Origin of the sequence: Streptomyces sp. NBC_00400, assembly GCF_036048035.1 — a bacterium.
Taxonomy (GTDB): Bacteria; Actinomycetota; Actinomycetes; order Streptomycetales; family Streptomycetaceae; genus Streptomyces.
Genome location: NZ_CP107940.1, coordinates 3315618 through 3341413, shown reverse-complemented (window position 1 = coordinate 3341413; position 25796 = coordinate 3315618). Strand labels below are relative to the sequence as shown.

Sequence of the window (25796 nt, the reverse complement as noted above, 5' to 3'; positions counted from 1 at the left end):
GCATGGCCGGACAGCGGCGGAACGTCGGACTACACGCCGACTGTCGTCACCGCCAGGACGGTCAAGGCGGCGCAGATGCTCAGATTGACCTTCTTGTGTTCCCAGAACACGGCGACGAACTCGCGGATGGTGGCGCTGGGCCAGAAGTACTTCGCTGTCGGCGAGCCGAGCACCTGACCGTTGACCCCGGTCTGGCGGGCGGTCATGGCGGCGCGGAAGGCGTGGAAGTTGTTGGTCACGACCACGCAACGGTAGTCCGTCTTGCTGACTGTCATGATCTCGCGGCTGAAGTGAAGGTTCTCGTCGGTGGTGCGGGAGCGGCACTCCTCTTGGATGTGCCCGGCCGGGGCACCCTGCTGGATGAGCCAGCGCGACATCGCCGTGGCCTCGGGCAGCTTTTCGTCCGGGCCCTGGCCGCCGGAGGCGAGCAGGACCGGGGCCGGGGCGCCGCGCGCGATCTGCGCGTCGTGGATCTCCAGGCCCTTACGCAGCCGGGAAGCCAGCAGCGGCGGCACTCGCTCGCCGCCGATCAGACCGGAGCCCAGCATGACCACGAAGTCCACATCGCCCCGGACTGTGATCCGCCCGTAGAGGAAGGCGTAGGTGAGGAAACAAAGGAAGAGGAAGGAGACGTAGACGGAGAGGAGGAGCACAGCACGGGCGAAGGCGGCGTAGGCGGGCACCTCGTCGTTCACTGACCACAGTAGGAAGGTCACGCCGAAGACCGATACGCCCAGCAGGCCGGCGAGCAGGTTTGCCGGTCGGCAACCCTCCTTTTTGATCATGGTGAGCCCGTTGGCGATCAGGAAGCCGCCGAGCGCCACCACGCCGAGGGCGGGGAGCAGGAGGACCAGCGTGTAGACCATCACGGCCAGGACCGCGGGCAGGTGGCGGGCCTCGAAGAGCAGGGCGAGAGAAAGGCTGATCAGAGTCAGCCCGAAGAGGACCGCGTTGCGGAAACGCCGACGGTCCTGCCGCACACCGATACCGAAAAGAATGAGGAAGACAGCGGTCGGGACGAAGGAGAGCATCGGTGTCTTCCTGTTCAGCCGTTCGGCTCAGCCGGTGGACGATTCCGTGGTGGTGGGTGGTGGGGATCTGGGAGGCCCGTGCCGGCGAATCGGCGGTCACCGTGCCCCGCATCACTGCGTACTTGGGGACACTGCGCCGATCTTGCACTCCGCGCCGTGCGAAACCATCACACCTGCGTACCCTTCGGTGTCCTCCTCGAGTCGTACACGGATCTCCACCGAACCCTGACCGGTCCAGGATGTGGCGGCGGCGGTTTCCATGGCTGCGGCCGGCAGCGCCGACCCGGCCCCGGTAGAGGGGACTTGTCAGGGCCTGTCAGCCCAGAGGATGACCCGGAACTGGCGCATGGGTGGATGCTCCGTGACCTGGCGCCGAGAAGCATTCGCACTGGCTGAGAACCCTGCAACGAGAGGACCCGCGACCCGCCCCTGCGAAGCCGGGAAGATGCTCACGGGCGACGACCTCCGTTGGCTCTCGCTGGAGCAAGGGCAGCGAACCCGCCACCACCGTGAACAACAACGTCAGTGCCCTGATCCTCCAGAACGAATGGGACGGTGCCACCCCCCTGACCAGCGGTCTGCGTCTGCACCAGGCCATGAAGGGCTCACGCATGGTGAAAGCCGCCGGAGGCGACGCCGGACAGCGGCGGTTCCGCCCGTAGCGGCAGCCCTTCTGCTTGCCGGTCGGCGAAGTGGTGAAGGGCTGCCGCCTACTGCGTGGTGGGTGACGTCATCGCTCGGTCGTGGCCGGCCGTTCGCCCGGGGGAACCGATGCGTGAGCGGGTGTCCCGTCGAGGAGCCGGGAGAGGGTGACCGGGGTCAGCCCCGCGGTGCGGAGGCCGTCGAGCACTCGTGGTAAAGCATGGGCGGTCTGTGGGGCGTTGGGGCCCCCGAGGTGCATGAGGATGATGGAGCCGTTGGCCGCCCGGCCGAGGGTCTGTTCGACGATCTTGTCGGCGGAATCGCAGAACGCGTCGCCCGACACCACGTCGAAGTCCACGACCGTGACGGCCGCCGGCGCGATGGCGCGCAGTGCCGTCTCGTCGTAACAGCCACCGGGAAAACGGAAGTAGCGGGTGTACCGCGGTGTCGTATTCCGGAGGTGTTCGATCGGCCGGACGACTTCTTCGAGCATCTCCTCGGGGGGCGCGTATCCGAGGGTGAAACAGTTCCTCTGGAAAGCACGGTGGGTCTGCGAGTGCGTCCCCAGCTCGAACCGCTCGTCAGCGGCCAGATAGCGGGTTTCGGCCGGGTATTCCTCCATCCAGAGGCCGGTGAGGAACATCGTCGCGGGCACATTCGCCCGCTGAAGTTCTTTGGCCACCTGCATGTTGGCGTACGAGGCGACCTCGCCGGTCGCGAGGCGCTTGCGCATGTGCGCCGTGAGGTCCGCGTCGAATGTCAGCGCCACCTCGCGCCTGGTGCGAGGGCCGTGCCGCACCACCGGAGGAAGGGAGTCGGGAGCTGACCAGCCCGGCGTGCTCTCGTCGTGAGAGATCGGCGTCAACACTCAGCGCCTCCGGTCGTACACCGGAAGCCGAAGCCGCCGGTGGAACTCGGCCTCACGGTCGTCGTGCAAATAGCGCACCATCTTGACCTGCGGGCCCCACCGTTCGTCGACGTTGTAGCCCTCTATGGTGAATCCCGCGCGGAGTTGCAGAATGATGATGGCCCTGTTGTTCGGGTGGTGTTGGGACGTCAGCCGTTCGTACCCCAATGCCTTGATGTATCCGAGGAAATGAGGGTAGAAACGCTCGGTGATTCCGGTGTGGCGATACTCGGGAACGATTCCCACGGTGCGCACGTAGAACGTCTCGTGGTCCTCCACCTCCCCGGTCAGCCAGCCGGCCACGGCCCCTTGGCCGTCCCGGAGCAGCAGGTACTCCCGGTGTATGTCCCCGCGCTGCGCGCGAATCCGATCGACCGCCTCGCGACGTTCCGGCGGTACGACGAAGGACCGCTCGGATTCCGGGAAGACGCTGTCGTATATCCGTCCGGTCTCTGCCCTGAAGTGAGCGGCATCGGTGCAGACGGTCACTTCGGCGTCGATATCGGGCAGTGCGAGTGGGAAAAACGCTTTGCGTGTCTGATGGAGATGGTGCGTGAACGACATGGCGACAGGTTACGGCCAAGCATCCGCCGATGGGCAGTCTATGCCTGGGCGGACGACACCTTGCGCATGACGGACCGTCAGGTCATTGCCCGATGCAAGGCGGTCGTGGCCAACGCGCGTGCTTCAACGCGTTGTTGCCAAAACTTAACGCGCTTGGATGGAACCTACCGGCGCTGGAATCCGTGAGAACAGGCGAGGCTGCCGACGCGCCCTCGATGACCGGAGTCTCCCGACGCCTGAGGAACCATGCACGCAACTCGCCCCGCATTCACCGCCACCGTCCGCGATTCCTCCCGTCTTTGCGAAGCGAGAGCCACCCGGGCAATGCGCGATCTGCTCCAAATAACCGCCGCCTGACTGTGGTGAGTATGCGTTCGCAGCGGCCGGGAACGGAGAGGAGCAGTCTGTTCTCTTTCCGGAACAGCAGGCTCTTCTTCATCGGCCAACTGATATCCCAGATCGGCTCCAGCATGCAGGTGGTGGCGCTGGGTTGGATCGCGCTGCGACTGAGCCACAACGGTTTTGTGCTCGGAGTCGTCACCGCCGCGCCCATCTTCGCCATGCTGGTCGCAGGGCCGTTCGGCGGTTTTGTCGCCGACCGCCTGCCCGCGCGTCCCGTACTGATCGGGACCAGCGCGGCCCTGGGGGTCCTGTCGGCAGTGCTCGGCCTGCTGGCCTCGCACAACGCGCTCACCGTGTGGCAACTCGTCGTCAGCGCTCTGCTCGTGGGTGCCGTGAACGCGGTGGGGGTGCCCACCACGCAGGTGTTCGTGTCCGAGATCGCGGCGGACAGTCATCTGCGCCAGGCGATCACCATCAACAACGCGATACTGGACCTCTCGGTGGTCGTGGGGGCCGCGCTGGTGGGGCCCGTGATCGGATGGCTGGGCACGGCCGGAGTGATCTCGGCAAACGCCGTGTCCTACGTCGCGGTCATCGCGGCACTGCTCTTCATGCGGCCCGGAGAACTGCACGAGCGGCAGAAGGCACCCAAGGAGCGGGCACAGTTGTGGCGCGCCGTGGGCTACCTCGCACCGCGGCGCGATCTCCTCCTGCTGTTGGCCATCACGGCGGTGGTGAGCGTTTTCGCGACCAGCCTTCCGCCGTTGCTGCTGCTCCTGTCGGACCAGCTCGGGAAGGGGGCGGACACCTACGGCACGCTGCTGACCGCCATCTCGGTCGGTGCGCTCACCGGAGCCTGCGCCATGTGGCGGGCCAAGCCCGCGCTCGGCACCGTGCTGGTCGGCACGCTGCTGCTCGGTGTCCTGGAATCAGCAGCCGGGGCGATGCCGACCGTCGTCACGCTGATCGCGGTCCTCTTCCCGATCGGAGTGATATCCGTGGTCCTGCGAACCGCCCTCCTCACTCTGGCGCAACTGTGGACCGACCCCGAACTCCGCGGTCGTGTGCTGGCGCTCTACCTGTCGGTCTACCGAGTCGGCTGGCTGCTGGGCACGCTGACGTCGGGTTGGCTGGCACGTCTCTGGGGACCCCGGGTAGTCCTCGGCCTCAGCGGGGGCGCCGTGGCCGTCACCGTGCTGGTCCTCGGCATCGCCCTGGTGATGGCCCGCGCCCTGTCGGTCACGCGCACCGACACGGGATTCCGACTTGTACTTCCGAGACCAACGGCAACCCTGGTCGGCACTGCCACAGTCCGGCCGGCACAGGACAATCCATGAGGACACCGTGCACATAACCTATCTGCTCGCTGCCGGCTCCAACTCGATCTACGACGGGAAGCACAAGCAAGGCGGGCGGTACCACACCTACGGCCAGCACAGCTTCATCCTCGACCTGCTCCGAGTCATGGGCCGGGAGGGGCACGACGTCCGCCTCGTGGTCGACGAACTGCGCAACTTCCCCCTTGCGCCGATGCTCAGGGACATGGACTCGATCTCCGTGACCGAGGACATCGGGCCGTCGGACGAGACCGACCTGATCCTCGTCGACGAGGACGCCGAGTTGATGCTCCGTCAGTTTCCTGTCACGGTCCCCGCCTTCCGGATCGTGCACCATCCGGGGCGCCGTTCGTCGGACTACGTCGTCTCGCGCTGCGAACGCTTCCTCTGCATGACGGAGAACGCGCGCACCCTTCAGGAGGCATATCTCCCTGCGGGGAAGGCGGCACTGGTCCGTCAGGGCGTGGATCTGGACCGCTTCCCGGAGGTCTCCCGCGCGAGCACTCCGGAACGGCCCCGGGTGCTCGTCTACTGCCGTATGGATTCGGGACGTGAGGCACTGGTCGGCCAGGTCATCGAGAACCTCGACCGGACCGGTCTCCTCGTCTACGCGGCCGGCGACGGACCGGGCTTCTGGGACATCAGCGACCGCTTCGGCAGCGAGATCATTCTGATCAACCACGTGCCCTGCCACTCCATACCGAACCTGCTGGGCGAAATGGACGTGGTCGTCTCACTCGGCCGTGGCGCCATGGAGGCGATGGCGACGGGAATACCGACCATCTGCGCGGGCTACGGCTATGCCGGCCTCGTCACCGAGGACAACGTCGACGCCCTGATGCACTACAACCTCACCGGCGCGTACTGCGGTCAGGACGCCACGCAGATCATGGCGGACGTCCGGAACGCCTTGCGGACCGACCGCCGTGATGTGCGCCTGCTGGCCGAGAAGTACCTGTCGGCCGAGGGCTTTGTGAACGGCGTGTGCGATCTGTACGCGCACGTGCGCCCTTGAGGGATGCCCCTGCGGGGAGCCCCCTGTCGGATTCGAACCGACGACCTTCGCTTGACGCGCATTCCCCTCGCAGGCCGCTGACCTGCAAGGATGTCAAGCATGGGGCCGTTGAGCTGCAAGATCACTCTCAGTGGATCTCGCTGCTACTCGACAGCTCTCGGCCTCGTACGTACGGAATCTGAGCGTGAACAGGGAGGAAGCCCCGGGCCGGTGGGTGATGGCCCGGGGCTTCTGGCGTCTGCGGATCCCGGCAGACCCCGCGATAAGCCACAGGTCTGTCGGCCCCTGAAGCTACGTGATCACGCGCTCGGCGAACCACCGGAGGGCTTCCCTCGCCGCCGTGAGGTTGAAGCGCTCGGGGCCGATCAGGAGGTTCAGATGGAGCCCGTCGATCAGCGCGAGAGCGCGGGTGGCGTGCGTGTCGACATCGTCGGGCACCACGTGCCCCTGGTCGGCGAGCGTTCCGAGCCACCGCTGGAGCACCTGCGCGGACGAGCGGTGCCCGCTCTCCAGTAGCCCGCGTACCGCCGGGAGGGGCTCCGGGCCCAGGGTGAGCCGGAGCAACTCGAACCAGCCGCCCAGTTCCGCCTCCTGGTGCTCGGACCGGGGAAGGAACTGCAGGAGGCAGTCGTACAGCCGCTGGACCGGCTCACGCGTGTCGTCCGCGATGGCCAGGTCGTCGAGAGACCCGCTGACGATCGCGACCGCGACAGCTTGGCGCAACTCGGCCTGGGACGGGAAGTAGTGGCGCAACGTCGTCGGCCCGATGCCTGTCGCGTTCGCGACCGCCCGCACGCTCAGGGTGCCGATGCCCTCGGCCTTCGCCAGCCGGAGCGCCGCTTCGATGATCTCATCCCGTCTCGACATGTGCGCATAGTAGTACGCCGTACTAGGTACGGCGTACTGGCACGATGTACTGGTACGGTGTGCCGGTACGGCGTACTAGTCCGGGAGCGGTCGTCGCCACCCTCGCATCCCTCGGAGCGGACGTGCTCGCGCACTGACTCTGCCACCTGCACTTCTCACTGCTCACCGCCCGACCACGAACGGGAAACACCATGTGGAACGAACGCCTGAGCCCTGTCCCCGCGGCGGCGCCGCCTGTCGCACCACCGGCGCGCACCAGGAAGCGGCCCGGATGGCCCGAGATCGCCGTCGCGGCGGTGACGTACGTCGTACTCGTTGCCGCGGGTATCGCCGTGCTCGATTCGATGCCTGACGAGCAGGCCGTCGCCCGTGGGGTCGTGGGCTATGCGGTGTCCGCGCTGGCCGGCCTCGGTGCGTTCGGGACCGCCGTCATCGTCCGCGTCCGGGACCTGAGCGCGTTCGGGCTGCGACAAGTGGCCTGGAAATGGCTCCTGCTCGGGGCCGGACTCGGGGCGGGCGCATACCTTCTGAACATCGTGGTGTCGATCGCCTACGTCCACCTCTCCGGCGATACCAGCAACCCCCAGGGTGATTACCGTGCCGCCGCCGGCGGGGGAGCACTCTCGTTCGCCCTCACGCTCCTCTCCGGCTCGATCGCCACCCCGATCGGCGAAGAGCTCGCCTTCCGCGGTGTACTGGCCAACGCTCTCGGGCGCTACGGCCCCTGGGTCGGCGTCATCGCCAGTTCCGCGATCTTCGCCCTCGCACACGGCTTGAACGTCATCCTGCCCATCGCCTTCGTGGTGGGCGCCACCTCCGCACTCCTGCTGCGCAAGACCGGATCGGTGTGGCCCGGCGTGTGCGTCCACGCCGTCAACAACGGAATAAGCGTGCTCCTGCCCGCACTCCTGGCACTCTCCGCCACCTGAGCAACCGATCCTGCGGTCATCCCTGGCACGGGGCGCATGTGCGCGAACAAGCACCTGCTGGAGCGGCTCATCGGTCGATGGCCAAGTGGCCGACTCTCGCTCGGGGCACGTAGGAGGGGACCGCCACTCCGGCGTGCTCGGCGTGCTCGGAGTGCTGGGTGTGCTGGGTGTGCTGGAGCGAATTCAGGTCAGTCGGCCACGCCCAGGTCTTCGCGCATGATCCGGCGCATGGTGGTGAGGGCGGGTTCGGCGGCTTTCAGGTCGAGGAGTGCCTGATCGGCGGTTTCTCCCTCTCTGGAGAGGCCGCGATCGATCCGCTTGGCAGTGGCGTCTATTCCGGCCAGGACGACGTTCAGCTCGCGGGATGCCGTGAGTACCGTTTCGGGGACGATCATCTGGGCCTCGGCGTAGCGGTCCCGGTAGTCCCGCCGTGCCTCCTCGACCCGGGCACGGTCGTCGCCGGTGTAGACCCCGTCCCGCAAGCGGTGCAGGGCGTCCTTCAGCATGGTGTGGAAGTGGCGGGAGGCTCGGTTCATGGCGGTGTACGCGGCACGTCGTTCCTCGAAGAGCCGCCTGCTCTCCTCGGTTTGGCGCTCCTGCGCGCGCTGGCGCTTCGTCGCCCATTGGGCGACCAAGGGCGCCAGGAGTGTGCCGAGCACTCCGACGATGGCAGTGATCATGGCGGCTGTCGTGGCACCCATGCAGGCGACCCTACGGGCCGGCTGACTTCGGTGGGTCCCGGATTCAGCGATGGGCGGCAGGCTTGTGTGCGTGGCGACCGGGAGTGGGGGAGCGGTTGCGGGAGCACCCGACCACGACGCGACGTGTCGTGGTCGGGTGCTCTTTGAGCAACGCGGATGTGTCCGGTGCCGGCCTTCGTCGAGGTGTGGCGCCGCCGGTCAGGAGCCCTGTTTCTCGTGGTGGACTGCCGCCGTCGCGGATGCCTCCGGCTGTCCGGGTGTCCGCTCGGGTTCCGCGGCCGGCTGTCGTTCGGGCACCGGGCGCGGCGCGTCCGCCGGTCCTTGCGGTGACCGTTCCGCGGCAGAGCGCATCAGGGCGGCGCATACCAGCATCAGGGCGAGTGCGGGCAGTGCGATGGCCACCGCGAGTCCTGGGAACTCCGGGTCACCGCCCAGTCCGGTCACTCCGGTGTAGGCGGCGCCGGAGGCCATCTGCAGTGCGAAGAACAAGCCGGAGGCGGCGCCTGCGTGTGGTCCGTCGTAGCGCATCATTCCGGCCTGGCAGGTCGGGAACATCGCCCCGACTCCCACCATGCAGAACGCCATGGGGACGACCAGGCTCAGCGGCTCGTCCGGCCAGATCCGCACGCTGACGGACATCACGAGCGCCGCGGCCGCCGCGACCGAGGAAGCGAGCCGGGCGACCAGCTCCAGGGAGCGCACCCGGCCCAGGCGCTTGGCCACGCTGCTCCCGGTCACGTAACCGGCGATCACCAGCGTGTACAGGGCCCCGTACTCGACGGGGGAGGCACCGAGGCCGACCTGGATGGCGTGGCTGGAGTAGGTGGTGAAGGTGAAGTACGCGCACCAGGCGAGGCTGATGGCGGTGGCGAACACGGTGAAGTCCCGGTTGCCGAGGATGCGCCGGTACGCGGTGAGGGGGCCTTCGGGGGAGGGGTGGGGCGGGGGTTCCGTCGCTGTTGCTGGTGCTGGTCCCGCTGCCGGTCCCGGTGCCGTCGTCTGCCGTCCGGCGGGCGTCTGCGGTCTGTTGCGCGGCTCGTCGGAGGGCAGCAGGAACAGTGCGCCCACGAGGGTGGCGACACCGACCGCCGTCATACAGACGAACAGCACGCGCCACGAGGCGTACTGCACCAGAAGGCCCGCGAGCGGCGGCGAGACGGCGGGGGTCACCGCGATCACCGTCGTGAGCGCGGTGAGCACATTGAGCCGTTCCCGTTGCGGCAGGTCCTTTTGCACCCAGAGCCGGGCGATGACCGTACCCGCGCCGGCGCCCAGGGCCTGGAGGACCCGGCCGGCGATGAAGACGGCGACGTTCGGGGCCAGCAGGCAGAGTGCGGAGGCGCCCGCGAACAGGGCGAGGGCCGCCAGCTGGGTCCGCTTCGCTCCGTACCGGTCGGCCAGCTGGCCGGTGACCAGCATGGAGAGGGCGTACGCCGCCATGTAGCCGACCATCGAGCGGCTGAGGTCCGACTCGCCCGCGCCGAAGTGGGCCCCGATCTGCGGGATGGCCGGAACGAAGGCGGCGAGGGCGAGTTGGGGCACACACACCAGTGACATCAGGCACAGGGTGAGCCCCCGGGAGAGGCGGATGTCGGTCATCAGACCGCCTGCAGGGCGTACCGGTCGTGTTCGTCGACGCTGTACCGGGCGACCCGCGCCGCCTGCCGGGCGACGTACTCCATGGAGCTGGAATGGAAGTGGACGCCCGAGGCCAGGTCGCCGACCACATGGAAGCCCGGCCGGGGGGTGCCGTCCGGACGGAGCGCACGGTTGCTCTCCGGTTCCACCTGGATGCCCCCTGCCGGGTGCGCGGCCACCAGGGACCGGCGCGCGAGGTCCCGCAGAAGGGAGCCTTCGGGTGCGGCGGTGAGGTCGTTGGTGCGGCCGACGGCGTTGACGATCCGGTCGTACCGCTCGGTGGAGCCGTCGGCGAACGCGGCCGTGAAGCCGCCGCCCGGTTCCCTGCGCACCGCGGTGACGCCGCGCCGGAAGCTGACGTCCCCTGCCTCGGCGAGAGCGACCAGCTTGCGCGCGTTCACCGGCGGCATGGGGTTCCGCAGGCAGGCGAAGGCACGGTGGTGTCTTCGCAGGAAGGCCCGCTGCTCCCCTGGGGGCAGCGCACGCCAGAGCGCGGAGTACGCAGGAGTGAGTGCGGTGACGCAGCGCTGGAGCAGGGCGGCGGGGCCGGGGTCCGCCAGCCGCGACCGCAGCAGCTCCGCCGCGGGCCACCGCTCCGCGTACGGGCGCACCGCGTCCCGCAGGCTGGTGCCGTGGTCCCGGAGCGAGGAATCGATGAGGGCGTAGATGTCCCGGAGCGTCACCGCACCCCGGGAGGCGAGTTCCAGGCCGCCGAAGGAGTGTTCCGGACCGTCCCAGCGCGATACCGGACTGGACCTCACATCCGGTACGAAGCCGGAGCGGGAGGCCAGGGTGACCCCAACGCCCTGCTCGGTGAGCACGAGCGCGCTGTCGACGGCCGTCAGCCCCGTGCCCAGGACCAGTACCCGGTCCGCGGGATCCACGCAGGCCAGTGACGGTGCCAGTGGATAGGGCTGGGCGATGAAACCCGGTGCGCCGGCCAGGCCGAAAACGTCGACGGGAGGCAGCGTTCCCACTGCCAGGATCACGCTGTCGGCGGTGAAGGTCATGCCGTCAGCGGTGGTGATGGCGTAGGCGTCCGGACCTTCGGAGGCACCGGCAACCCCGGCGGCTCCGGCAACCCCGGCGGCTCCGGCAACCCCGGTGGCCTCCGTGACCTCGGTGATCTCCGTGACCGAGCTGCGCACGGTCGTCACCCGGGCGCCGAGGTGTTCGAGGTCGTCGCACGCCCCGGCGAAAACCCCTTCCAGGTAGTGGCCGAAGGCGGCGCGGGGGGCGAAGGCCGAGGCGGCCTTCCAGTCCAGCGGGATGGCGGTGGAACGCAGCTGCTCCGCGGAGCGATTGAGCCATCGGCGGAACTGGCCAGGATCGTTGTAGTCCACGGACATCGCCGACAGCGGACGGTTTAACAGGGCGGCGTGGGTGTCCCGTGCGTAGGCGACGCCCGGACCGAACCGGTCGGTCGGGTCGAAGACATGGATGTCCGCGGCAAACTCCCGGCTGTCGGCGGAGAGTTCGCGGGCGCAGGCGGCCAGGAAGGCGGTTCCGGCGGCACCACCGCCTATAACGGCGATGACGGGGCGAGATGTCACAGAGGCCTCCAGCAGATCATGAAAAGCAGCAGGTCGGCGATCGCGACGGCGCGCCACGGGCGTCCCTCCCGATCAAGGCCGGTGGGGGCCGGTGGGTTCCATGAAGCAAGGAGTACGGGGCTGTTCTCGGACGGTCGCGCCGGCCCGTTCGCCGGCCCGGTCCTTCCGTACCCAGGTGCCGAGATGACGGCGCACCCCGCCCGCAGTGGTTCTCCGCACACGTCATTGGGTGCCGCCATTCCAGGAACGGCGGCACCCCGGTGGTTCTCCCCCGGAACCGGTGCACGGCATCGGCCAGGCGGGCGACCGGCCGATGTGGCTGATTCTAGGCAGCTGATCGTCGATCGCCATCCGAATTTGGGCGGTCCAGGTGGCTCAAAGATGTCATTGCGGCGCTTCTGAGCCACTTATGGCCAAATTGCAGTGCAGGGGCGGTAGTTGACCATCTGAGTGGAACCTGGGCTTCCGTGCGGCCGGGCCTCTCCGGCTGCCGCGGGCCCTTCGGCGGGAGTGCGCCTTCCCCACTCCCGTCAGCTCTCCTCTCTGCCAGTTCTCCTCTCTGCCAGTTCTCCTCTCCGTCGGTCTGGTGGTCTCAGTCGACCTGGCGGTCTCCGTCGGTCCGGTGGGCGCGCGGGTCCAGCGGCGTGAGCACGCCCAGGCGTTCCTCGATCCGCTGTGCCGCGTCCAGGCACCGGTCCTCGCGGTACATCCCCGCCACGACCTGGACGCCCTGCGGCAGTCCGGCCGCGAGACCGGTGGGCACGGCCACGGCCGGCACCCCCACGTACGTCGTGGCGGTCAGCAGGCGCATCGGCGACATCATCGCGTCGCGCTCCTCCGGGGTCCGCGGTATCACCGGCTCCGGTGCCGGCTGCGTGGACACCGGCCCGAGCAGCAGCGGGCAGTGCTCGAAGAAGCGGGCCCACGCGCGCTGGACGCCGAGGCGCACCCCGGTCTGCCGCAGGTACTCCTCCAGGCCGACGGCCGGGTGGCGCTGGATGTCCAGCTCGATGTGGCGGGCGCTGTCGTCGGTGAGCAGCCGCCTGAGCATAGGCCAGGCCAGGCTGAACTCGGCCCGCAGAAGCGCGTCGTAGCCGTCGAGGGCGTCCTGCAGGCGTGGCACCTCGACCTCCTCGACCGGGTGCCCGGCATCCTCCAGGGCGGCGGCCGCCGCCTCGATCGCCGCGCGCACGTCCGGGTGGACGTCACCGTGGCCGCCGGGGTCCATCACCACGCCGACCCGCAGCGGCGCGTCCGGCCGCGGTCCGTACAGCGGCGCCGGGACCGCCCGCGGGTCCTGCCAGTCCGTGCCCGCCAGCACCTCGTATGCCGCTCGCAGATCCGCCACCGACCGGGCCAGCGGCCCGTCCGCGGGGAAGAGCTGGTGGCCCAGGACCGGCTCGTGATCGCTCATCCGGTGGTCGGCCGGGAACCGTCCGTAGCTCGGTTTCAGCCCCGCGACGCCGTTGAACGTCGCCGGGTTGCGCACCGACCCGCCGGAGTCGTTGCCCAGGCCCAGGGGCGCCATGCCGGTCGCCACCGCGACCGCATCGCCGCCGCTGGTGCCGCCGGGAGTGCGCCGTGGGTCCCACGGGTTGACGGTGTCCCCGAACAGCTGGCTGACCGTGTGCACTCCGGCGATCGCCAGGTCGGGCATGTTGGTGCGGCCGACCGGAATCGCCCCGGCCGCGCGCAGCCGCCGCACCGGGGGTGCGTCCGACGGCGCCACCCAGTCGCGGAAGTGCGGCACGCCGTGCGTGGTCGCCGAACCGGCGACGTGGATGTTCTCCTTCACCGTGAACGGCACCCCGGCCAGCGGGCCCAGCCGCTCCCCGGCGGCCCGGCGCCGGTCGGTCTCCCGCGCCGCCTGCCGTGCGCTGTCCTCCAGTAGCCGGGTCACCGCGTTCACCTGCGGGTTCACCGCGGCGATCCGCTCCAGGTGCGCCTGAACGGCCTCCGCCGCCGACACCTCTCCCCGACCCACCAGCTCCGCCAGCTCCGACGCCTTCAGTGCCCACAGTTCCGTGGTCGTCCCCATCGGGCCCTCCCTTCGCTCTGTCAGTGATGATTCAGATTGAAGATACAGGTCTGTATTTGGATACAGAACTGAATATCCGGGCCGGGTGCACCGTAGGATGCCGTCGTGACACCCGAACGCAAGCGCCTGACCCGCGAAGAGAGCCGGCAGCAGACCCGCGGCCGCCTGCTGGACGCCGCCGCCGAGCTGTTCACCGAACGCGGTGTCAACGGCACCTCCGTCGAGCAGATCGCCGAGCGCGCCGGCTACACCCGCGGCGCCTTCTACGGGAACTTCGAGGACAAGAACGCCCTCGTCGCCGAGCTGCTGCAGCGCCGCACCCGCCGCGAACTGGACGAAGTCGGCGCTCTCACCCAGGGCGCCACCTCCTTCGCCGACGCCCTCGACAAGCTCCGGGCCTGGAACCGCGACCGCGCCCGGCACCTGCCCGCATGGCTCGCCCTGCGCATGGAGCTCGTCCTGCACGCGCTGCGGAACGAGGAACTGCGGCCGCTGCTCGCGGAACGGGAACTCCTCGCCCGCGACGCCCATGCCGCCGGCCTGGAGCAGGCGTTCGCCGCCCGCGGGGTCGAGTCGCCCGCAGACCCCGCGTTCCTCGCCCTGATCGTCCACGCCCTGGAGGACGGCCTGCTCATCCAGCGCCTGCTGGCCCCTGCCGGCATCCAGGACGACGTCGTCGTCGACGCCTTCGACCTGCTCCTGCGCTCCTGGACCACGCTGGCGCAGCAGCAGCAGCAGCAGCCGGGGGAGGGCGAGGGCCGGGATCCGGGGGCAGGGCGGGTCTGACCGTGGCGGGGTGGTGGCCTGCGGACCGTTGACCGACACCGCCGACCACACCGCGGCTCCGGGAACCACGGGGGCAGCCCTTAGGTGAGAGTGCGCCCCTCCGCATAGGCGAGCCCCGGGCAGACCACGCGCACGACACTGAACGGATCGGGCTGTGTCGAGAGATCGGCGACCAAGGGTTCGTGGCCCACGGCGTCGTTGACTCGCCCCACAACCGTTTTGAGTTCCCACTCCATGTCGTCGAAGTCCCCGCCCTGGCCACGTACGGCGTCCACGAAATCGATGCCTTCGTGGTGGGGACGAAAGCCAGGGGCCGCAGAGGCATCTCTCGAAAGTTCGAAGCCGGACGGTATGTCATCTCTTGTGGAGCTGATCTCGGTGAGACGACTTTGAGCGGCCTCGGTCACCGCCCTGGACAGCGCGACGTTCGCATCCATGTGTGTGCCTGAACCGGCACATACGACAGGAAAGAGCGGCGACCAGATCAACACGGTGAAAGTCGGCACCCCGAACCGGTTCGGGAGGCAGGCGATTTGCACATCGACCCCGGCGCGGTCCAGTCGGTCAAGGAGCGAGATCAGATGCTCATCCCGAATCGTCGTGGGGTCGACGAGCAAGCGGCTTCCGCGAGTGAATTGAATCGGATTCACCCGGTCGCGGGCCGGCAATCAGGGCTCTCCTCCGGTATCCGGGGCCGCGGAGACTGCGCAGGCTGCGGAGGATTCAGCCCCGCACATCGGAGAGCGAATGGAACGTACGGACCCGGTCGGGCCGGGAGGTCTCCGCGGCCGGACGCAGATGCCAGCGGGCCGCCGGTGCCCGGTCGTTGCGGTCCGGTGACTCGTCGGTCACGGCGACGATGTCGTCCTCGTACACCTCCGTGAACGCATAGCCCATGGCCGGGTCGCCGAGCACGGGGCAGTACTGCACCGCCAGACGAAGACACGCGGGATGGATGGCGGCGGAGGAGACCACCGCCGAACCCTCCGCGGGCTCCTTGAGCGCCACCCAGGCCGTGCTGTCGAGGTCGTTCCCGCAGACCTGGCAGCCCCACAGCCGGCGGCAGAGTTCCGCCTTCACCCGCTCGATCTCACGGAAGAGCGGCTTACCGTCCGCCATGGGGGTGACCCAGGGAAAGGGCAGCCCGCCCACCACGGGACGCGGCAGTCCGGCGGGGTTCGGGAACTCCTCGCCCTTGTAGCTGGGCGGATGGACATAGACGACGTCCTTCATCCGCTGGCCGTCGTCTCGGTCCTGCATATAGACAACTCTCTGCATTTCCTGGTCCGCCCTTTCCCGGGCCCCGCCGCGGAGCCATCTGTGCGTTCGTCACGTCCGCTGTGCACGCCCGGTTCAGCGCGCGACAGTGCCTTCCCGCAGCCGCTCGATCATGCGCTCGGTGGTGGCGAGGGGCGCTTCCCCGGCCGGGGGGCCGGCCGGGGCGACGCCGGGCCGGTCGTTCCACGTCTCATGGCCGGCGAAGGGAATGGTTTCCCCGGGTGAGTAACGCGGCAGGTCACGGTAATTGTTGACGCCCTCGACGGGCGTGCCGCGCACCAGCACGGGGTCCAGGTAGAGCCCGTCGCTCTCAATGCGGGTGGCGGTGGAGATATAGCCGATGTCGAGTCCGCAGCGCCGCTTCGGCGACGTGTTCGCCTCCGAGCAGTGCAGCAGGTGTGGATGGTGAATCGAGACATCGCCGGGGTTCAGCTCGATGTCGACGATGCCTTGCTTCCCGGCCCATTCGCCCACCAGCCCGCTGTCTGCCTCCGAGAAGAGCATATTGGGCCGGTCGGTGCGCAGGCTCGGTTCGTACAGCGGCAGCTTGTGGCTGCCGGGGATCATGCGCAGGCAGCCGTTCCGGGTGGTGCTCTCGTCGATGGCCAGCCACACCGTGAGGGCATTCATCGGCGCCAGCTTCCAGTACGCGCCGTCCTGGTGCCACAGCACGGGGTGGCCGTCGTAGGGCGGCTTGCAGACGTAATGCGCCGTGAAGCAGGCCAGGTCCGGGCCGAGGAAATGCTCACCGATGTCCACGAGCCGCGGGTCCGATATGAGACGGACCCAGAAGGCGTCATTGCGGATCAGCGGGTGATGGAAGTGCTCGGGCCGAAGCTCCGGGTATTTGGCCGTCAGCCACTCGACATGGGCGCGTGCCTCGTCGAGCAGGTCCTCGGGGATGGCATTGCGGATGATGGCGAAGCCGTGCTCCTCATATGCGGCAGCGGCCTGATCCAGTGCGGTCATACGGGATTCTCCAGGTGAACTATGCGGTGGTGGGGGGACGCGGCTGGTCGGCGAAGCGGGGGATCAGACCTCCCACTCGGCGGGGAGGGTGCGGTAGCGGCGCAGCGGGGAGAGCAGCAGCAGGACCAGGGGGACGCCCATGGCCAGCCCGCCCGCCCACAGGGCCGTACCCGTGGACCACTGGTTGGCGATCAGGCCGCCGGCCAGCGCGCCGAGGGGGGTGGCTCCCTGCACGACGACGCTGTACGCCGCCGTGACCCGGCCCATGTAGGCGTTCGGTGTCACCCGGGCCCGCAGTCCGGCCGTGGACACCGACCGGCCCACGATGGCGAAGCCGATCAGGATCTCCGCCAGCGCGATCAGCGGCACGGCGATCTCCCGGAAGACGCCGGCCAGCGGTGCCGCCAGGACGGCGACCGGGGCCAGGGCGGAGAAGACCAGCGTCATCCGTATCTCACCGAACCGGCGCCGGAACCGGGGGGCCACCAGGGAGGCGGCGAGCCCGGCCAGCGCACCGAGCGTCGACAGCAGCCCGAACTGCCAGGGGGCGACCCCGATCTCCTTGAGGAGGAACACCGGCAGCATCGCCAGGATGATGCCCGCGCCGATGTTGTTCAGGGCCGCCTGGTGGAGCAGCAGGCGGAGCAGCGGCTGCCGGAAGAGGATGCCGATGCCGTCCGCGATCTCACGCCGGAACTTCCGCTCGGGCTCGCCCTTGCCGCGGGCGATGTCCCCGTCCGGCCGGATACGGCGCAGCAGCACGACCGACGTCAGGTGACAGACAGCGGCGAAGCAGTAGAGAACGGGGGCCGCGACGCTCTGCGTCAAGGCACCGGCAACGCTGGGGGAGACCGCCTGGAGGGTGGTCTCGGACGTCTGCAGCCGGGCATTGCCGTCCGAGACCCGGCGCCTGGGCAGCACATAGGGCAGCACACTGCTGTGCGCCACGTCGAAGAAGACGCCGGCCAGGCTCACCAGCAGTGCCACCACGAGCAGTTGGGCCACGGTGAGGACATGGAGGAAGTAGGCGGCCGGCACGCTGCCGAACGCCACGGCGTAGACCACATCCGCCCAGATCAACACCGGCTTCTTGCGCCAGCGGTCGATCCAGACGCCGGCCGGGAGCCCCATCACCAAAAACCCGGCCCGGCTGCAGACGAAGATCAGACTCATCATCAGCGGCGGTGCGTGCAGCAGGAGCAGCGCGGTGAGGGGCAGCGCGAACCCGGCGACCTCGGAGGCCGCGTACCGGAATCCGTTCGCGGCCCACAGCAGCCGGAAGTCCGGGACCTTGAGGACCTCGACGGTCTCATCGGCGGAGGCGCTGACGTCGGCGGAGGGGAGCGTCACAGTTCTGTCTTCTTTCAGTGGACGACCGTCAGCCCGGGGATCTCGGCGAGCTGCGGCCGGGCGGCAAGCTCCGACAGCGCCTTCCGGTCGGCCTTCCCGTTGGCGTTCCTGGGCAGCTCGTCCGCGACCAGGACAAGGCGCTCCGGCACCATGTAGTGCGGCAGCCGGGTCCGCAGCACCTCGGGCAGCGCCTTGACGTCGTCGAGGTGATCCGCCGTCACGAAGGCGGTGATCACGTTGGAGAAGACGGCGTCCGGTGTCGCCACCACGACACACTCGTGGACGCCGTCGAGCGAGTGGAGGTGCCGTTCTATCTCCCCCAGCTCGACCCGGAAGCCACGCGACTTGATCTGGGCGTCCTCGCGGCCGATGAATTCGAGCTCTCCCGCGGGGTTCTCCCGGACCAGGTCGCCGCTGGCGTACCACCGTCCGCCGTCAGCGGTGCGGACGAAGGCGCGGGCGGTCTGCCCGGGGTCCAGATAGCCCTCCATCAGCATGCTGCCGCGGACCAGGAGCTGCCCCGGGCAACCGGGCTCCACCCTTTCCAGCCGCTCGTCCACCACGGTGATCTCCGCGCCCGGCAGCACCCGCCCGATGGGGATGACGGCATCGGGCCGTTGGCGGCCACGGATCTCGTGGAACGTGCAGACGTTGCTCTCGGTCGGTCCGTACACATTGAGCAGCCGGATCCCCGGCAGGGCTGAGAGCAGCACATTCACCTGGTCCGGCGGCAGCACCTCGCCGCCGACCACGGCCGCACGCAGCCCGCGCAGTTCCGGCAGCAGCTCCGTGCCCCTGCGGGTGAGCCAGGTGAGGGTCGAGGTCACCGCGTACCAGACGGTGCCGCCGACCTGGCGGCAGAAGTCGATGTGCGCGGCGGGGAAGGGCGCGGCCGACGCGGGCATCAGGGCGACCGCGGCACCTACGCGGGCGGCACCGAAGAGGTGGAGCGTCGTCGGGTCGAAGTGCAGCGGTGCGGAGTTGATGATGACATCGCGCTCCGTGAGCCCCAGCTCCCGGACCGACCAGTCGACGAACGCCGAGGCGCTGGCGTGGGTGTGGACCACGCCCTTGGGATGACCGGTGCTGCCGGACGTATGGAGCACATACGCGAGATCTTCCAGAGGGGCGCGTGGCGCGTCGGTGGGGACTGCGCACCACAGTTCACCGACCGGCTCGGGGCCGAGCGGCAGCTTCTCCCATACGAGCCCGGGGGCGACCGTGCGCCACTGGTCCCGGGCCGCGGCGTCCGCCACCATGGCCCGGGGGAGGCAGCGGCCGGCGATGAGCTCGGCGCGGGCGATGGGCCCGTCGGGATCGATCGGGACGTAGCCCGCCCGGGAGCGGAGTATGCCGTGGACGGCCGCGACCGCCAGCGAGGATTTCGCCCCGTGCCATACGACGCAATCGCCGGGAGTGACGCCCCGGGTGCGCAGTGCCTGTGCGAGGTGTTCCGCGATGCCGTCCAGTGCGGCATAGCTGAGTGTGCGGGTTCCGTCGATGACGGCGGTACGGTCGCCGTGGCGTGCGGCGGTCGTGTGCAGGTCGTCGGCGAGGGATCGGCCGGCCGCCATCAGCAGCCCTTGGACTTCAGGAAGTCCCGGACGGCGAGCGGGGTCTCGAAGTGGGCCGGGAGGATTTCCGAGTCCCTGATGGTGACGGAGAATTCCTTCTCCAGGAGAGAGACCAGGCTGAGCAGGGACAGCGAATCGATGACCCGTTGGGCGATGAGGGCGGTGTCGCCGGAGATCTCGGCTCCCGGCGCCACCTCGCGGACCGCGGCGAGGACGGCCTTGAGTACGGAATCTTCTGTCATCACAAACCCAGCCCTTCAGCAATGATCTTCATCTGCATATCGGAGGTGCCGGAGTAGTAGCGGCTGGCCACCGCGTCGGCCGTCAGCGCGAGGGCGCCCGTCTCCGGCAGCAGTGCGTAGCCGCCGTACAGGTCCGGCAGCTCCTGGCAGAACCGGTTGAACTCCGTGCTGACGTGCAGCTTCGTCAGGGACGACCGGCTGTGTTCGAGCCGGTTTCGGTCGGCGGCCCGGGCCGTGGAGTGGAGCAGTTCCCGCGCACTGGTCAGGCTCAGGTGCATCCGGACCAGACGCCGGCGGATCGTGTCGTACGAGCTGAGCGGGCTGCCGAACTGGCGGCGGGAGCGGGCGTGTTCGACCGCGTGGCGCAGCGCCCTGGCCATCAGCCCCAGGGCAGGTGCCAGGATGAAGGCGCGCTCGTAGCGCATCGCATGCATGAGGACGGCGAATCCGCCGCCGGTGCCGCCCAGCCGGTCGGTGTCCTCGACCACGCAGTCGTCCATGAGCAGCGAACACAGCTGGGCGCCCGCCAGCGCGGACTTCTCGATCACCTTGCCGATCTGCAGGCCCGGGGTGTCCCGGGGGACCAGGAAGGCGGTGAGGCCGGAGAGCGAGCTGCCTTCGGCGGTGCGGGCGATGATCACGAAGATATCGGCGGTCGGGCCGTTGGTGACGAACGTCTTGGCGCCGTTGAGCCGCCATCGCCCCTCGGCGTCCTGCTCGGCGTGGGTCTGCAGGGACAGCAGGTCCGAGCCCGCGTCGTACTCGGTGGCGGCGAAGGCACCCACTGCCGTGCCCGCCATGAGGGGCTGCAGGTAACTGGCGTGCTGGGCCGCGCTGCCGAATTCGAGAAGGGGCTCCTGGCAGGCCCACATCTGTGCCGACATGGAGAAGGGCAGCCCGCTCAGCCCGCTCTCCTCGGCGAACGCCTCCAGGGCGAGACAGGCCGCCGCGTAGCCGGCCCCGGCGCCGCCGGCGGCCTCGGGCACTGCCAGGGACAGCAGCCCCTGATCGCCCGCCGCGCGCCACGCGGTGGCTTCTTCGGGGGCCTTCCCGGCCCAGGACCTCAGCCCCGCCAGCCAGTGGGTGAACTCCTGGCTGTGCAGGAGCTCTCGATCCTCCGTCATGTGGGGATGCCTCCGTCCCGGACGGGCCACTTGAACGTCTGATGGGACTCCGCCAGCCCGAACCGGTGGAAGCTGGAAGGCGGCCGGCCCAGCGGAGCCAGCGCGAGCAGCTCCCGCTCGGTGCCCACCCCGAGGCTGGTCGCCAGCCAGCCGAGGATGTCCTCGGCGACGCTGGTGCCCCGGTAGCTGGGCCGGAGTTTGATCTCGTGCAGCATCAGCCGGACCTTGCCACCGGGCCGCAGCCGGCCGAGCTCGGTGAGCGCGAAGGCCGCGACGATCTGGCCGTCCGACTCGACGACGTAGTGCGTGGTGCCGGGCGCTGTGTGCCGGTCCGCCAGCCGGAGGGTGAACTCCTCGACCTCGCCTGCTCCGTAGAGCTCGCGGACGGCTGCGGCGTCGCCGGCGGCGGCCTGGCGGATGGCCCGCCGGTTTCCGGGGCTATCCACCGGCCACCGCCGACATGATCATCACGGTGGTCCGCGGGGGCACCTCGATGTCCGGGGTGCCGAGATCGCGGATGTTGTCCTCACCGACGTAGACGCTGACGAAGGGGAGGAGTGCCCCCGCGCCGTCCGCCAGGCGCAGGCGCAGCGCCGGGTGGCGCTCGTACACCTTGTCGATGACCTCTTGGAAGGTGCCGGCCGGCACCTGGAACTTGGTCTCGCCGTCGGCGAACCGGGCGAGCGGGGTGGAAAGGATGACCTTTACCTCAGACACTGCGTACTCCTCTCTGCGATCCGGCGGATGTGTCATTCGGCGGTGGCTGCCGCGGCGGCGGAGTGACGCGCCCGGTAGGTCTCCCAGCGGTGGATCGCCTCGTTGAGCTGGGAGTCGTAATCGGCGTCCTTGATGAATCCGTGACCCCGGCCGTCACGGAGCATGACCGCCCGGGCGCTCTCGTGACCGTGCAGGCTCCGCAGGAGGGGGCGCAGGTGCTCCAGCGCGAAGTAGGAGTCCTTCTCCGACACCAGCGCGTGCAGAGCGCGCGAACTGCCGGGACCGGCCCAGTTCTTGATGATGTCGGTCATGGTCTCCGGCGCGGCCATGCCGGACAGGTGGCGGAACGGCACGGCCTCCTGTTCCCACTGGGGAAGGATGGTCGGATCGTTGTGCGGCGAGATGACGAACGCGAGGTCGTCGCCTCCCGCCCGCATGCAGTGCTTGAGTGCGGCGTATCCCCCGGACGACAGGCCGTGCCACACGGTGCCCTTGAGCCCGTGGCGCTCCAGCAGGGAGGCGCGCAGCTCGTACATCTTCGGTACGAACTCCTCCTCGCCCAGCAGGAACCAGCCGCAGCACGAGTCCCGGGTGAAGCGGTGGATGGGGTCGGAGAAGGAGAGGCACACGGACCGGTCCGCCTGCTTCCACTGCTTGCGCGCGAACACCGGGGGGACGTGCTTCTCGATGCGGCTGAAGCCGTGGAAGAGGATGTGCAGATAGGGGCTGGAAGGGCACTCGGGTTCGGTCACCTCGTACTCGAGAACGTAGCCTTCCGAGTGCTGGAAGCTGCCCCGCTGAATGTTCACTGGAAACCTCGCATCACTGATCCTGCGCGTCATGGCCCTGGCGGTCAGGGGGAGAGAGTGCGCCCTTCCGCATAGGAGAGTCCGGGGCAGACGACCCGTACGACACTGAACGGATCGGCCGGCCCGGACAGCCGTACCGCGAGGGGGGCGTGGCCGGTTGCGTCCGTCAGCCGTTGTGTGACCACCGCCAGCTCCTCCTCCATGTCGTCGTAGCTGCCGCCGTGACCGCTCAGCGCGTCGTCGACGCTCACCCCCTCGGCACGGGGGCGGAAGCCGGGGTCCGCACTCGCGTCCCGCGCCGTGTCCTGGTCCGACGGAATGTCATCGCGGGTGGCGCTGATTTCGGTCAGCCGGCTCTGCACGGCCTCGGTGAGCGCACGGGACAGCGCGACATCGGGGTCCATGTGGCTGCCGGAACCGGCGCACACGAGAGGGAAGAGCGGCGACCAGACGAAGGCGGCGAACGTGGGTATTCCCCACCGGTTCGGAATGCAGGTGATCTCGAACGCGACTCCGGCGTCGGTGAGCCGGCGCATCAAGGAGCGCAGATGTGCGTCGCGGACGGTCGCCGGGTCGATGAAGAGGCGTCCGGGGTCGGTACGGGACGGGTGGGCGGCCAGCACGTCCCGTTCGGCCGCTTCGTACAGTCCGTGGAGACATGCCTCGGGGAAGGTGTTGCCGGAGGCGAGCCCGGTGCTGCTGGTCTCGAAGAGGCGACGGCGCCAGTAGTGCTCTCCGCTGTACGAGAGCCGGACGAGGTCCAGGGGAACCGGCACCGGCCGGTCGTCGGCCAGTGAAGAGGCCCAGACCCAGTCCAGTTCGAGCTGCTGGATCCACTCGCCCGTCGTGCGGAGGTTCAGATCGGTCAGGCAATACGGGAGACCGAGGCTCCCGGCCGTGGCGGTGAAGGTGTCGAGCGTCGGCCGCTCGGCGTACCACAGCTCAATGGATTCCATCACGGCGGAGAGCTTCGCGAGCATCGGCGAGGCGCCCTTGCCCTGGGAGACGGCCAGGGTCTCGGACTCGGGCCGTACGGCGAGGAAGACGGGGATGCCGATGTTGTCGAGGCGGGTGACGTCGGCGACCCGGCTGATGCCGTACCGACGCAGCCGGGGTGCGAGCCGGGCCCAGGTGGTTTCCGGCGCCACCGCACGGTGCGTCCCGGGCAGTCTGACCTTAGTCATGGCGGCGCTCTCCGCTCGTCCGGACCGCTGATGCCGCTGATGCCGCTGATGCCGTTGATGCCTTTGGGGCCGCTGGTGTCGTTGGTGCCGTCCCGGCCGTCCCGGCCGTCTGGTCCGACAAGTAGGCGACGGCGAAAGGACGGAAGGCACCGGCCGCTTGGCGCAGCGCGGGGAACCCCCTCCGGCCGCACTCCATGGCCAGCTCGTCGCCGGTGTCCACGCCCCAGATCCGCGCGAGCAGGCGGGCGCACACCGCTTCTGGGATCTGGCCGAGGCTGCGGCCGGGATGGGTTTCGAGGTGCTGCCGCAGCTGTTCCAGCCAGTCGGCGACCCGGGCCCGGTCGTCGGCCGACTCACGGCGCAGCAGCAGCTCGGCTTCCCGGGGGTCAGCCAGGTCGGGAAGCGGGCAGATGACCGCGGTGATCCGGGTTCGCAACGCGGGGTCGTCGAGCCACTGGACGGCCACCGGGCCCAGCTCGCGCCGCACATGGCCCCGGAACCCGTCGGAGGCGGCGGGGGACCCGGCGGCGGACGAGGCGTTCAGGAAGTCCCACCAGACGTCGGGGAAGCCGGGGTCGAATATTTGCTGGTAGGCGAGGCGGTGGTGCAGGTCGGGGGTCGCCGTCGCGAAGCGGTTGCGCCAGCGCCGGTGGTACTCGGTGCGCCAGTTGCGTGCGCCGCTCGCCACGCCGGGCGGCGAGGGCTGCGCAAGGGAGTCGAGCCGTTCGGCGAGCGCGAAGGCCTCGAGGGCGTCGGCCCGCTTCTGGTCGAAGGCGTCCGGCTCGGCGCCCAGGCGCTGCGCGTACCAGTCGGCAAACGCGGTCTCCTCGCACTGCTTGATGAGGGAGAGCACGCGCTCGGGGGTGCGCAGTGGGTAGTACTCGCTCTCCAGCCGCGCCATCAGGCGCTGGGCCGAGTCCCGTCCCAGGACTCCGGCGTCGCGGCCGGCCAGCATCGCGGTGTGGAGGTTGACCAGGGGGATGTTGAGGCCGGCCGGCGAGCCCGTTTCGCTGTGGGCCACGCTCACCGCGTCATCGCCCTCGAACACGCCGGTGCGGTACCAGTGGTGGACACGGCCGACGCCGATCATGCCGGACCCGTCGAGTTCGGCCGCGCGCAGGGCGCCGATGCTGGCTGCCCCGATCACGGTGATGCCCCGCGCCAGGACGTCGAGGATCTCCTTGTGGCGCAGCGCCAGACGGTGGTGGTAGATGCCGTCCACGATCACGGCGACATCCCCCTCGGCGAGCGCGGCCGAGAAGAGGTCGCCGTGTTTGACCGGCCCGTGCAGGACAAAGTCCGGATGGCTCTGCCGTACGAGAGGTTCAGGGCACGACGGCCCAACGAACACATGAACCGCCATGCCCTGCCCCCCTTGTTTCAGCGCTGTGCCGGTCGAACCGAATAGGGCAGTTCAATCAGCACGAACCGCCTGGCGTGACGTGATCAGTCACGAACCTCGCTGTCGGTGATCACCAGCGGGGCGTCCGCGAACAGGCCCTCGAAGTCCTCGCCGGAGAGCTCCGCAACGTCACTGGCGGTGTCGAGAATTACCTCAGCCATGTCTTTCTCCCAATCATTAATTGAGGGAAGTGCCGACGCTTCCGTAAGCGCCGATGGCACGCTACCTCGCGCTCTGATCACTCGTCCAGAGGATTTATCGGATACCTGTTCCCGCCCGCTGATGGACGTTAATATTCCGTTTTCGTGTTCCGCCTATTTCGCGCGAATAGCACGTCTAAAAAAAATGGTGACGCAGTTTTGGAGTTGTTTGCCCAAGTTGCGGATCGGTGCTCTTCTCTTGGTGGGAATCTTCCATTCCGTGGTAATTGACAGAAGGAGTAAGCGGGAGAATTCGATGACTCTGCAGGTCAGCGGCATCGTGAGGTTTCGGGCGGGGCTCGGCGGGTCTCGGCCGGTCCTCGGCGGGCCACGGCAGGCCTCAAGTAGGTCTCCATCGGGCCTGAGCCAAGGTGTGCCGGCAGCGGGGCGGGCGAGTCCGCGGGCGGTTCGGAGGGCTCTTGACGGCCGGCGCAACTCCATGCAGGATCTTGAAGTCGTGGAAGTCGAGCATCAGCCACGCGGGGTTTTGGAGCATGCGCGTGCAGCCGAAGGGCTCCCGTGTGCCGCCATATGGCATTCACCCCGAAGGCGCAAAAGGTAACCCATCGGGGGGCTCGGAATGGCTTTCCAAATCAC

Annotated in this window: 25 protein-coding genes; 5 read left to right on the top strand and 20 right to left on the bottom strand. The window is 69.0% G+C overall.

Annotated features, from left to right (window positions below; genetic code table 11):
- Nucleotides 1-29: 29 nt before the first annotated feature.
- The gene (locus tag OHS81_RS14625; protein ID WP_328385216.1) at nt 30-1031 is read right to left on the bottom strand and encodes a YdcF family protein; all 1002 of its coding nucleotides are present in this window, start codon (nt 1029-1031) and stop codon (nt 30-32) included.
- A gap of 392 nt (nt 1032-1423) precedes the next feature.
- Here OHS81_RS14625 and OHS81_RS14620 point away from each other — a divergent pair, with 392 nt between their 5' ends.
- Nucleotides 1424-1693, top strand: coding sequence for an alpha/beta hydrolase (locus OHS81_RS14620; RefSeq protein ID WP_328391165.1), 270 nt, complete (start codon nt 1424-1426; stop codon nt 1691-1693).
- A 68-nt stretch (nt 1694-1761) separates the two neighbouring features.
- On the opposite strand, the gene OHS81_RS14615 is transcribed toward OHS81_RS14620, so the two are convergent.
- Nucleotides 1762-2472, bottom strand: a complete 711-nt coding sequence (locus OHS81_RS14615; RefSeq protein ID WP_328391163.1) for a polysaccharide deacetylase family protein — start codon at nt 2470-2472, stop codon at nt 1762-1764.
- 69 nt (nt 2473-2541) lie between these two features.
- On the bottom strand, nt 2542-3144 hold the full coding sequence (locus tag OHS81_RS14610; protein WP_328385215.1) for a GNAT family N-acetyltransferase: 603 nt from the start codon (nt 3142-3144) through the stop codon (nt 2542-2544).
- A 368-nt stretch (nt 3145-3512) separates the two neighbouring features.
- Between OHS81_RS14610 and OHS81_RS14605 the strand changes: the two genes are divergently transcribed.
- Together OHS81_RS14605 and OHS81_RS14600 are read left to right on the top strand one after the other, a co-directional pair.
- Complete coding sequence (locus tag OHS81_RS14605) at nt 3513-4823, top strand: MFS transporter (RefSeq protein WP_328385214.1); 1311 nt, start codon at nt 3513-3515, stop codon at nt 4821-4823.
- A 7-nt stretch (nt 4824-4830) separates the two neighbouring features.
- Nucleotides 4831-5838, top strand: a complete 1008-nt coding sequence (locus tag OHS81_RS14600) for a hypothetical protein (RefSeq protein WP_328385213.1) — start codon at nt 4831-4833, stop codon at nt 5836-5838.
- Between the two features lie 291 nt (nt 5839-6129).
- On the opposite strand, the gene OHS81_RS14595 is transcribed toward OHS81_RS14600, so the two are convergent.
- Nucleotides 6130-6705, bottom strand: a complete 576-nt coding sequence (locus OHS81_RS14595) for a TetR/AcrR family transcriptional regulator (protein WP_328385212.1) — start codon at nt 6703-6705, stop codon at nt 6130-6132.
- A 191-nt stretch (nt 6706-6896) separates the two neighbouring features.
- Here OHS81_RS14595 and OHS81_RS14590 point away from each other — a divergent pair, with 191 nt between their 5' ends.
- Nucleotides 6897-7634, top strand: coding sequence for a CPBP family intramembrane glutamic endopeptidase (locus OHS81_RS14590; protein ID WP_328385211.1), 738 nt, complete (start codon nt 6897-6899; stop codon nt 7632-7634).
- Nucleotides 7635-7822: 188 nt separating this feature from the next.
- Here OHS81_RS14590 and OHS81_RS14585 read toward each other — a convergent pair whose 3' ends face one another.
- The 4 genes from OHS81_RS14585 to OHS81_RS14570 form a co-directional block, all read right to left on the bottom strand.
- Nucleotides 7823-8335 carry a hypothetical protein gene (locus OHS81_RS14585; protein WP_328385210.1) on the bottom strand — a complete coding sequence of 171 codons (513 nt, stop codon included), beginning with the start codon at nt 8333-8335 and terminating at the stop codon, nt 7823-7825.
- Nucleotides 8336-8533: 198 nt separating this feature from the next.
- Entirely contained in the window at nt 8534-9934 is a 1401-nt protein-coding gene (locus tag OHS81_RS14580; protein WP_328385209.1) for an MFS transporter, read from the bottom strand.
- A complete protein-coding gene (locus tag OHS81_RS14575) occupies nt 9934-11526 on the bottom strand; it encodes an FAD/NAD(P)-binding protein (protein ID WP_328385208.1) in 1593 nt (530 codons plus the stop codon). Before OHS81_RS14575 ends, OHS81_RS14580 begins: the two co-directional genes overlap by 1 nt.
- Nucleotides 11527-12118: 592 nt before the next feature.
- On the bottom strand, nt 12119-13564 hold the full coding sequence (locus tag OHS81_RS14570; protein WP_328385207.1) for an amidase: 1446 nt from the start codon (nt 13562-13564) through the stop codon (nt 12119-12121).
- A gap of 105 nt (nt 13565-13669) precedes the next feature.
- On the opposite strand from OHS81_RS14570, the gene OHS81_RS14565 reads away from it, so the two are divergent.
- Nucleotides 13670-14350, top strand: coding sequence for a TetR/AcrR family transcriptional regulator (locus OHS81_RS14565; RefSeq protein ID WP_328385206.1), 681 nt, complete (start codon nt 13670-13672; stop codon nt 14348-14350).
- Nucleotides 14351-14430: 80 nt separating this feature from the next.
- On the opposite strand, the gene OHS81_RS14560 is transcribed toward OHS81_RS14565, so the two are convergent.
- The 12 genes from OHS81_RS14560 to OHS81_RS14505 all read right to left on the bottom strand — a co-directional run bounded on the left by OHS81_RS14560 (nt 14431) and on the right by OHS81_RS14505 (nt 24960).
- Nucleotides 14431-15000: a YcaO-like family protein gene (locus tag OHS81_RS14560; RefSeq protein ID WP_328391161.1), complete on the bottom strand. Its 570-nt coding sequence runs from the start codon at nt 14998-15000 to the stop codon at nt 14431-14433.
- Nucleotides 15001-15073: 73 nt separating this feature from the next.
- Entirely contained in the window at nt 15074-15610 is a 537-nt protein-coding gene (locus OHS81_RS14555) for a hypothetical protein (RefSeq protein ID WP_328385205.1), read from the bottom strand.
- A 93-nt stretch (nt 15611-15703) separates the two neighbouring features.
- A complete protein-coding gene (locus OHS81_RS14550) occupies nt 15704-16597 on the bottom strand; it encodes a phytanoyl-CoA dioxygenase family protein (RefSeq protein WP_328385204.1) in 894 nt (297 codons plus the stop codon).
- Between the two features lie 63 nt (nt 16598-16660).
- Nucleotides 16661-17947, bottom strand: a complete 1287-nt coding sequence (locus tag OHS81_RS14545) for an MFS transporter (RefSeq protein ID WP_328385203.1) — start codon at nt 17945-17947, stop codon at nt 16661-16663.
- Between the two features lie 14 nt (nt 17948-17961).
- Nucleotides 17962-19521: an amino acid adenylation domain-containing protein gene (locus tag OHS81_RS14540; protein ID WP_328385202.1), complete on the bottom strand. Its 1560-nt coding sequence runs from the start codon at nt 19519-19521 to the stop codon at nt 17962-17964.
- Nucleotides 19521-19763, bottom strand: a complete 243-nt coding sequence (locus OHS81_RS14535; RefSeq protein ID WP_328385201.1) for a phosphopantetheine-binding protein — start codon at nt 19761-19763, stop codon at nt 19521-19523. Before OHS81_RS14535 ends, OHS81_RS14540 begins: the two co-directional genes overlap by 1 nt.
- Nucleotides 19763-20887, bottom strand: a complete 1125-nt coding sequence (locus tag OHS81_RS14530; RefSeq protein WP_328385200.1) for an acyl-CoA dehydrogenase family protein — start codon at nt 20885-20887, stop codon at nt 19763-19765. The genes OHS81_RS14535 and OHS81_RS14530 overlap by 1 nt, the downstream gene beginning before the upstream one ends.
- Nucleotides 20884-21333, bottom strand: coding sequence for a hypothetical protein (locus OHS81_RS14525; RefSeq protein WP_328385199.1), 450 nt, complete (start codon nt 21331-21333; stop codon nt 20884-20886). The genes OHS81_RS14530 and OHS81_RS14525 overlap by 4 nt, the downstream gene beginning before the upstream one ends.
- On the bottom strand, nt 21326-21604 hold the full coding sequence (locus OHS81_RS14520) for a hypothetical protein (RefSeq protein ID WP_328385198.1): 279 nt from the start codon (nt 21602-21604) through the stop codon (nt 21326-21328). The genes OHS81_RS14525 and OHS81_RS14520 overlap by 8 nt, the downstream gene beginning before the upstream one ends.
- A gap of 32 nt (nt 21605-21636) precedes the next feature.
- Nucleotides 21637-22413 carry a hypothetical protein gene (locus OHS81_RS14515; RefSeq protein WP_328385197.1) on the bottom strand — a complete coding sequence of 259 codons (777 nt, stop codon included), beginning with the start codon at nt 22411-22413 and terminating at the stop codon, nt 21637-21639.
- 44 nt (nt 22414-22457) lie between these two features.
- On the bottom strand, nt 22458-23597 hold the full coding sequence (locus tag OHS81_RS14510; RefSeq protein ID WP_328385196.1) for a YcaO-like family protein: 1140 nt from the start codon (nt 23595-23597) through the stop codon (nt 22458-22460).
- Nucleotides 23590-24960 (bottom strand): TfuA-like protein, encoded by a 1371-nt coding sequence (locus OHS81_RS14505; RefSeq protein WP_328385195.1) that lies wholly within the window; start codon nt 24958-24960, stop codon nt 23590-23592. The genes OHS81_RS14510 and OHS81_RS14505 overlap by 8 nt, the downstream gene beginning before the upstream one ends.
- Nucleotides 24961-25796: the final 836 nt, after the last annotated feature.

What these genes read in the sequence shown, in the direction of transcription:
- OHS81_RS14505 (WP_328385195.1), bottom strand. Translation starts at nt 24,960, where the DNA reads ATGGCGGTTCATGTGTTCGTTGGGCCGTCGTGCCCTGAACCTCTCGTA.
- OHS81_RS14555 (WP_328385205.1), bottom strand. Translation starts at nt 15,610, where the DNA reads ATGCAGGACCGAGACGACGGCCAGCGGATGAAGGACGTCGTCTATGTC.
- OHS81_RS14585 (WP_328385210.1), bottom strand. Translation starts at nt 8,335, where the DNA reads ATGGGTGCCACGACAGCCGCCATGATCACTGCCATCGTCGGAGTGCTC.
- OHS81_RS14530 (WP_328385200.1), bottom strand. Translation starts at nt 20,887, where the DNA reads ATGACGGAGGATCGAGAGCTCCTGCACAGCCAGGAGTTCACCCACTGG.
- OHS81_RS14605 (WP_328385214.1), top strand. Translation starts at nt 3,513, where the DNA reads ATGCGTTCGCAGCGGCCGGGAACGGAGAGGAGCAGTCTGTTCTCTTTC.
- OHS81_RS14610 (WP_328385215.1), bottom strand. Translation starts at nt 3,144, where the DNA reads ATGTCGTTCACGCACCATCTCCATCAGACACGCAAAGCGTTTTTCCCA.
- OHS81_RS14580 (WP_328385209.1), bottom strand. Translation starts at nt 9,934, where the DNA reads ATGACCGACATCCGCCTCTCCCGGGGGCTCACCCTGTGCCTGATGTCA.
- OHS81_RS14625 (WP_328385216.1), bottom strand. Translation starts at nt 1,031, where the DNA reads ATGCTCTCCTTCGTCCCGACCGCTGTCTTCCTCATTCTTTTCGGTATC.
- OHS81_RS14510 (WP_328385196.1), bottom strand. Translation starts at nt 23,597, where the DNA reads ATGACTAAGGTCAGACTGCCCGGGACGCACCGTGCGGTGGCGCCGGAA.
- OHS81_RS14570 (WP_328385207.1), bottom strand. Translation starts at nt 13,564, where the DNA reads ATGGGGACGACCACGGAACTGTGGGCACTGAAGGCGTCGGAGCTGGCG.
- OHS81_RS14540 (WP_328385202.1), bottom strand. Translation starts at nt 19,521, where the DNA reads ATGGCGGCCGGCCGATCCCTCGCCGACGACCTGCACACGACCGCCGCA.
- OHS81_RS14595 (WP_328385212.1), bottom strand. Translation starts at nt 6,705, where the DNA reads ATGTCGAGACGGGATGAGATCATCGAAGCGGCGCTCCGGCTGGCGAAG.
- OHS81_RS14590 (WP_328385211.1), top strand. Translation starts at nt 6,897, where the DNA reads ATGTGGAACGAACGCCTGAGCCCTGTCCCCGCGGCGGCGCCGCCTGTC.
- OHS81_RS14550 (WP_328385204.1), bottom strand. Translation starts at nt 16,597, where the DNA reads ATGACCGCACTGGATCAGGCCGCTGCCGCATATGAGGAGCACGGCTTC.
- OHS81_RS14535 (WP_328385201.1), bottom strand. Translation starts at nt 19,763, where the DNA reads ATGACAGAAGATTCCGTACTCAAGGCCGTCCTCGCCGCGGTCCGCGAG.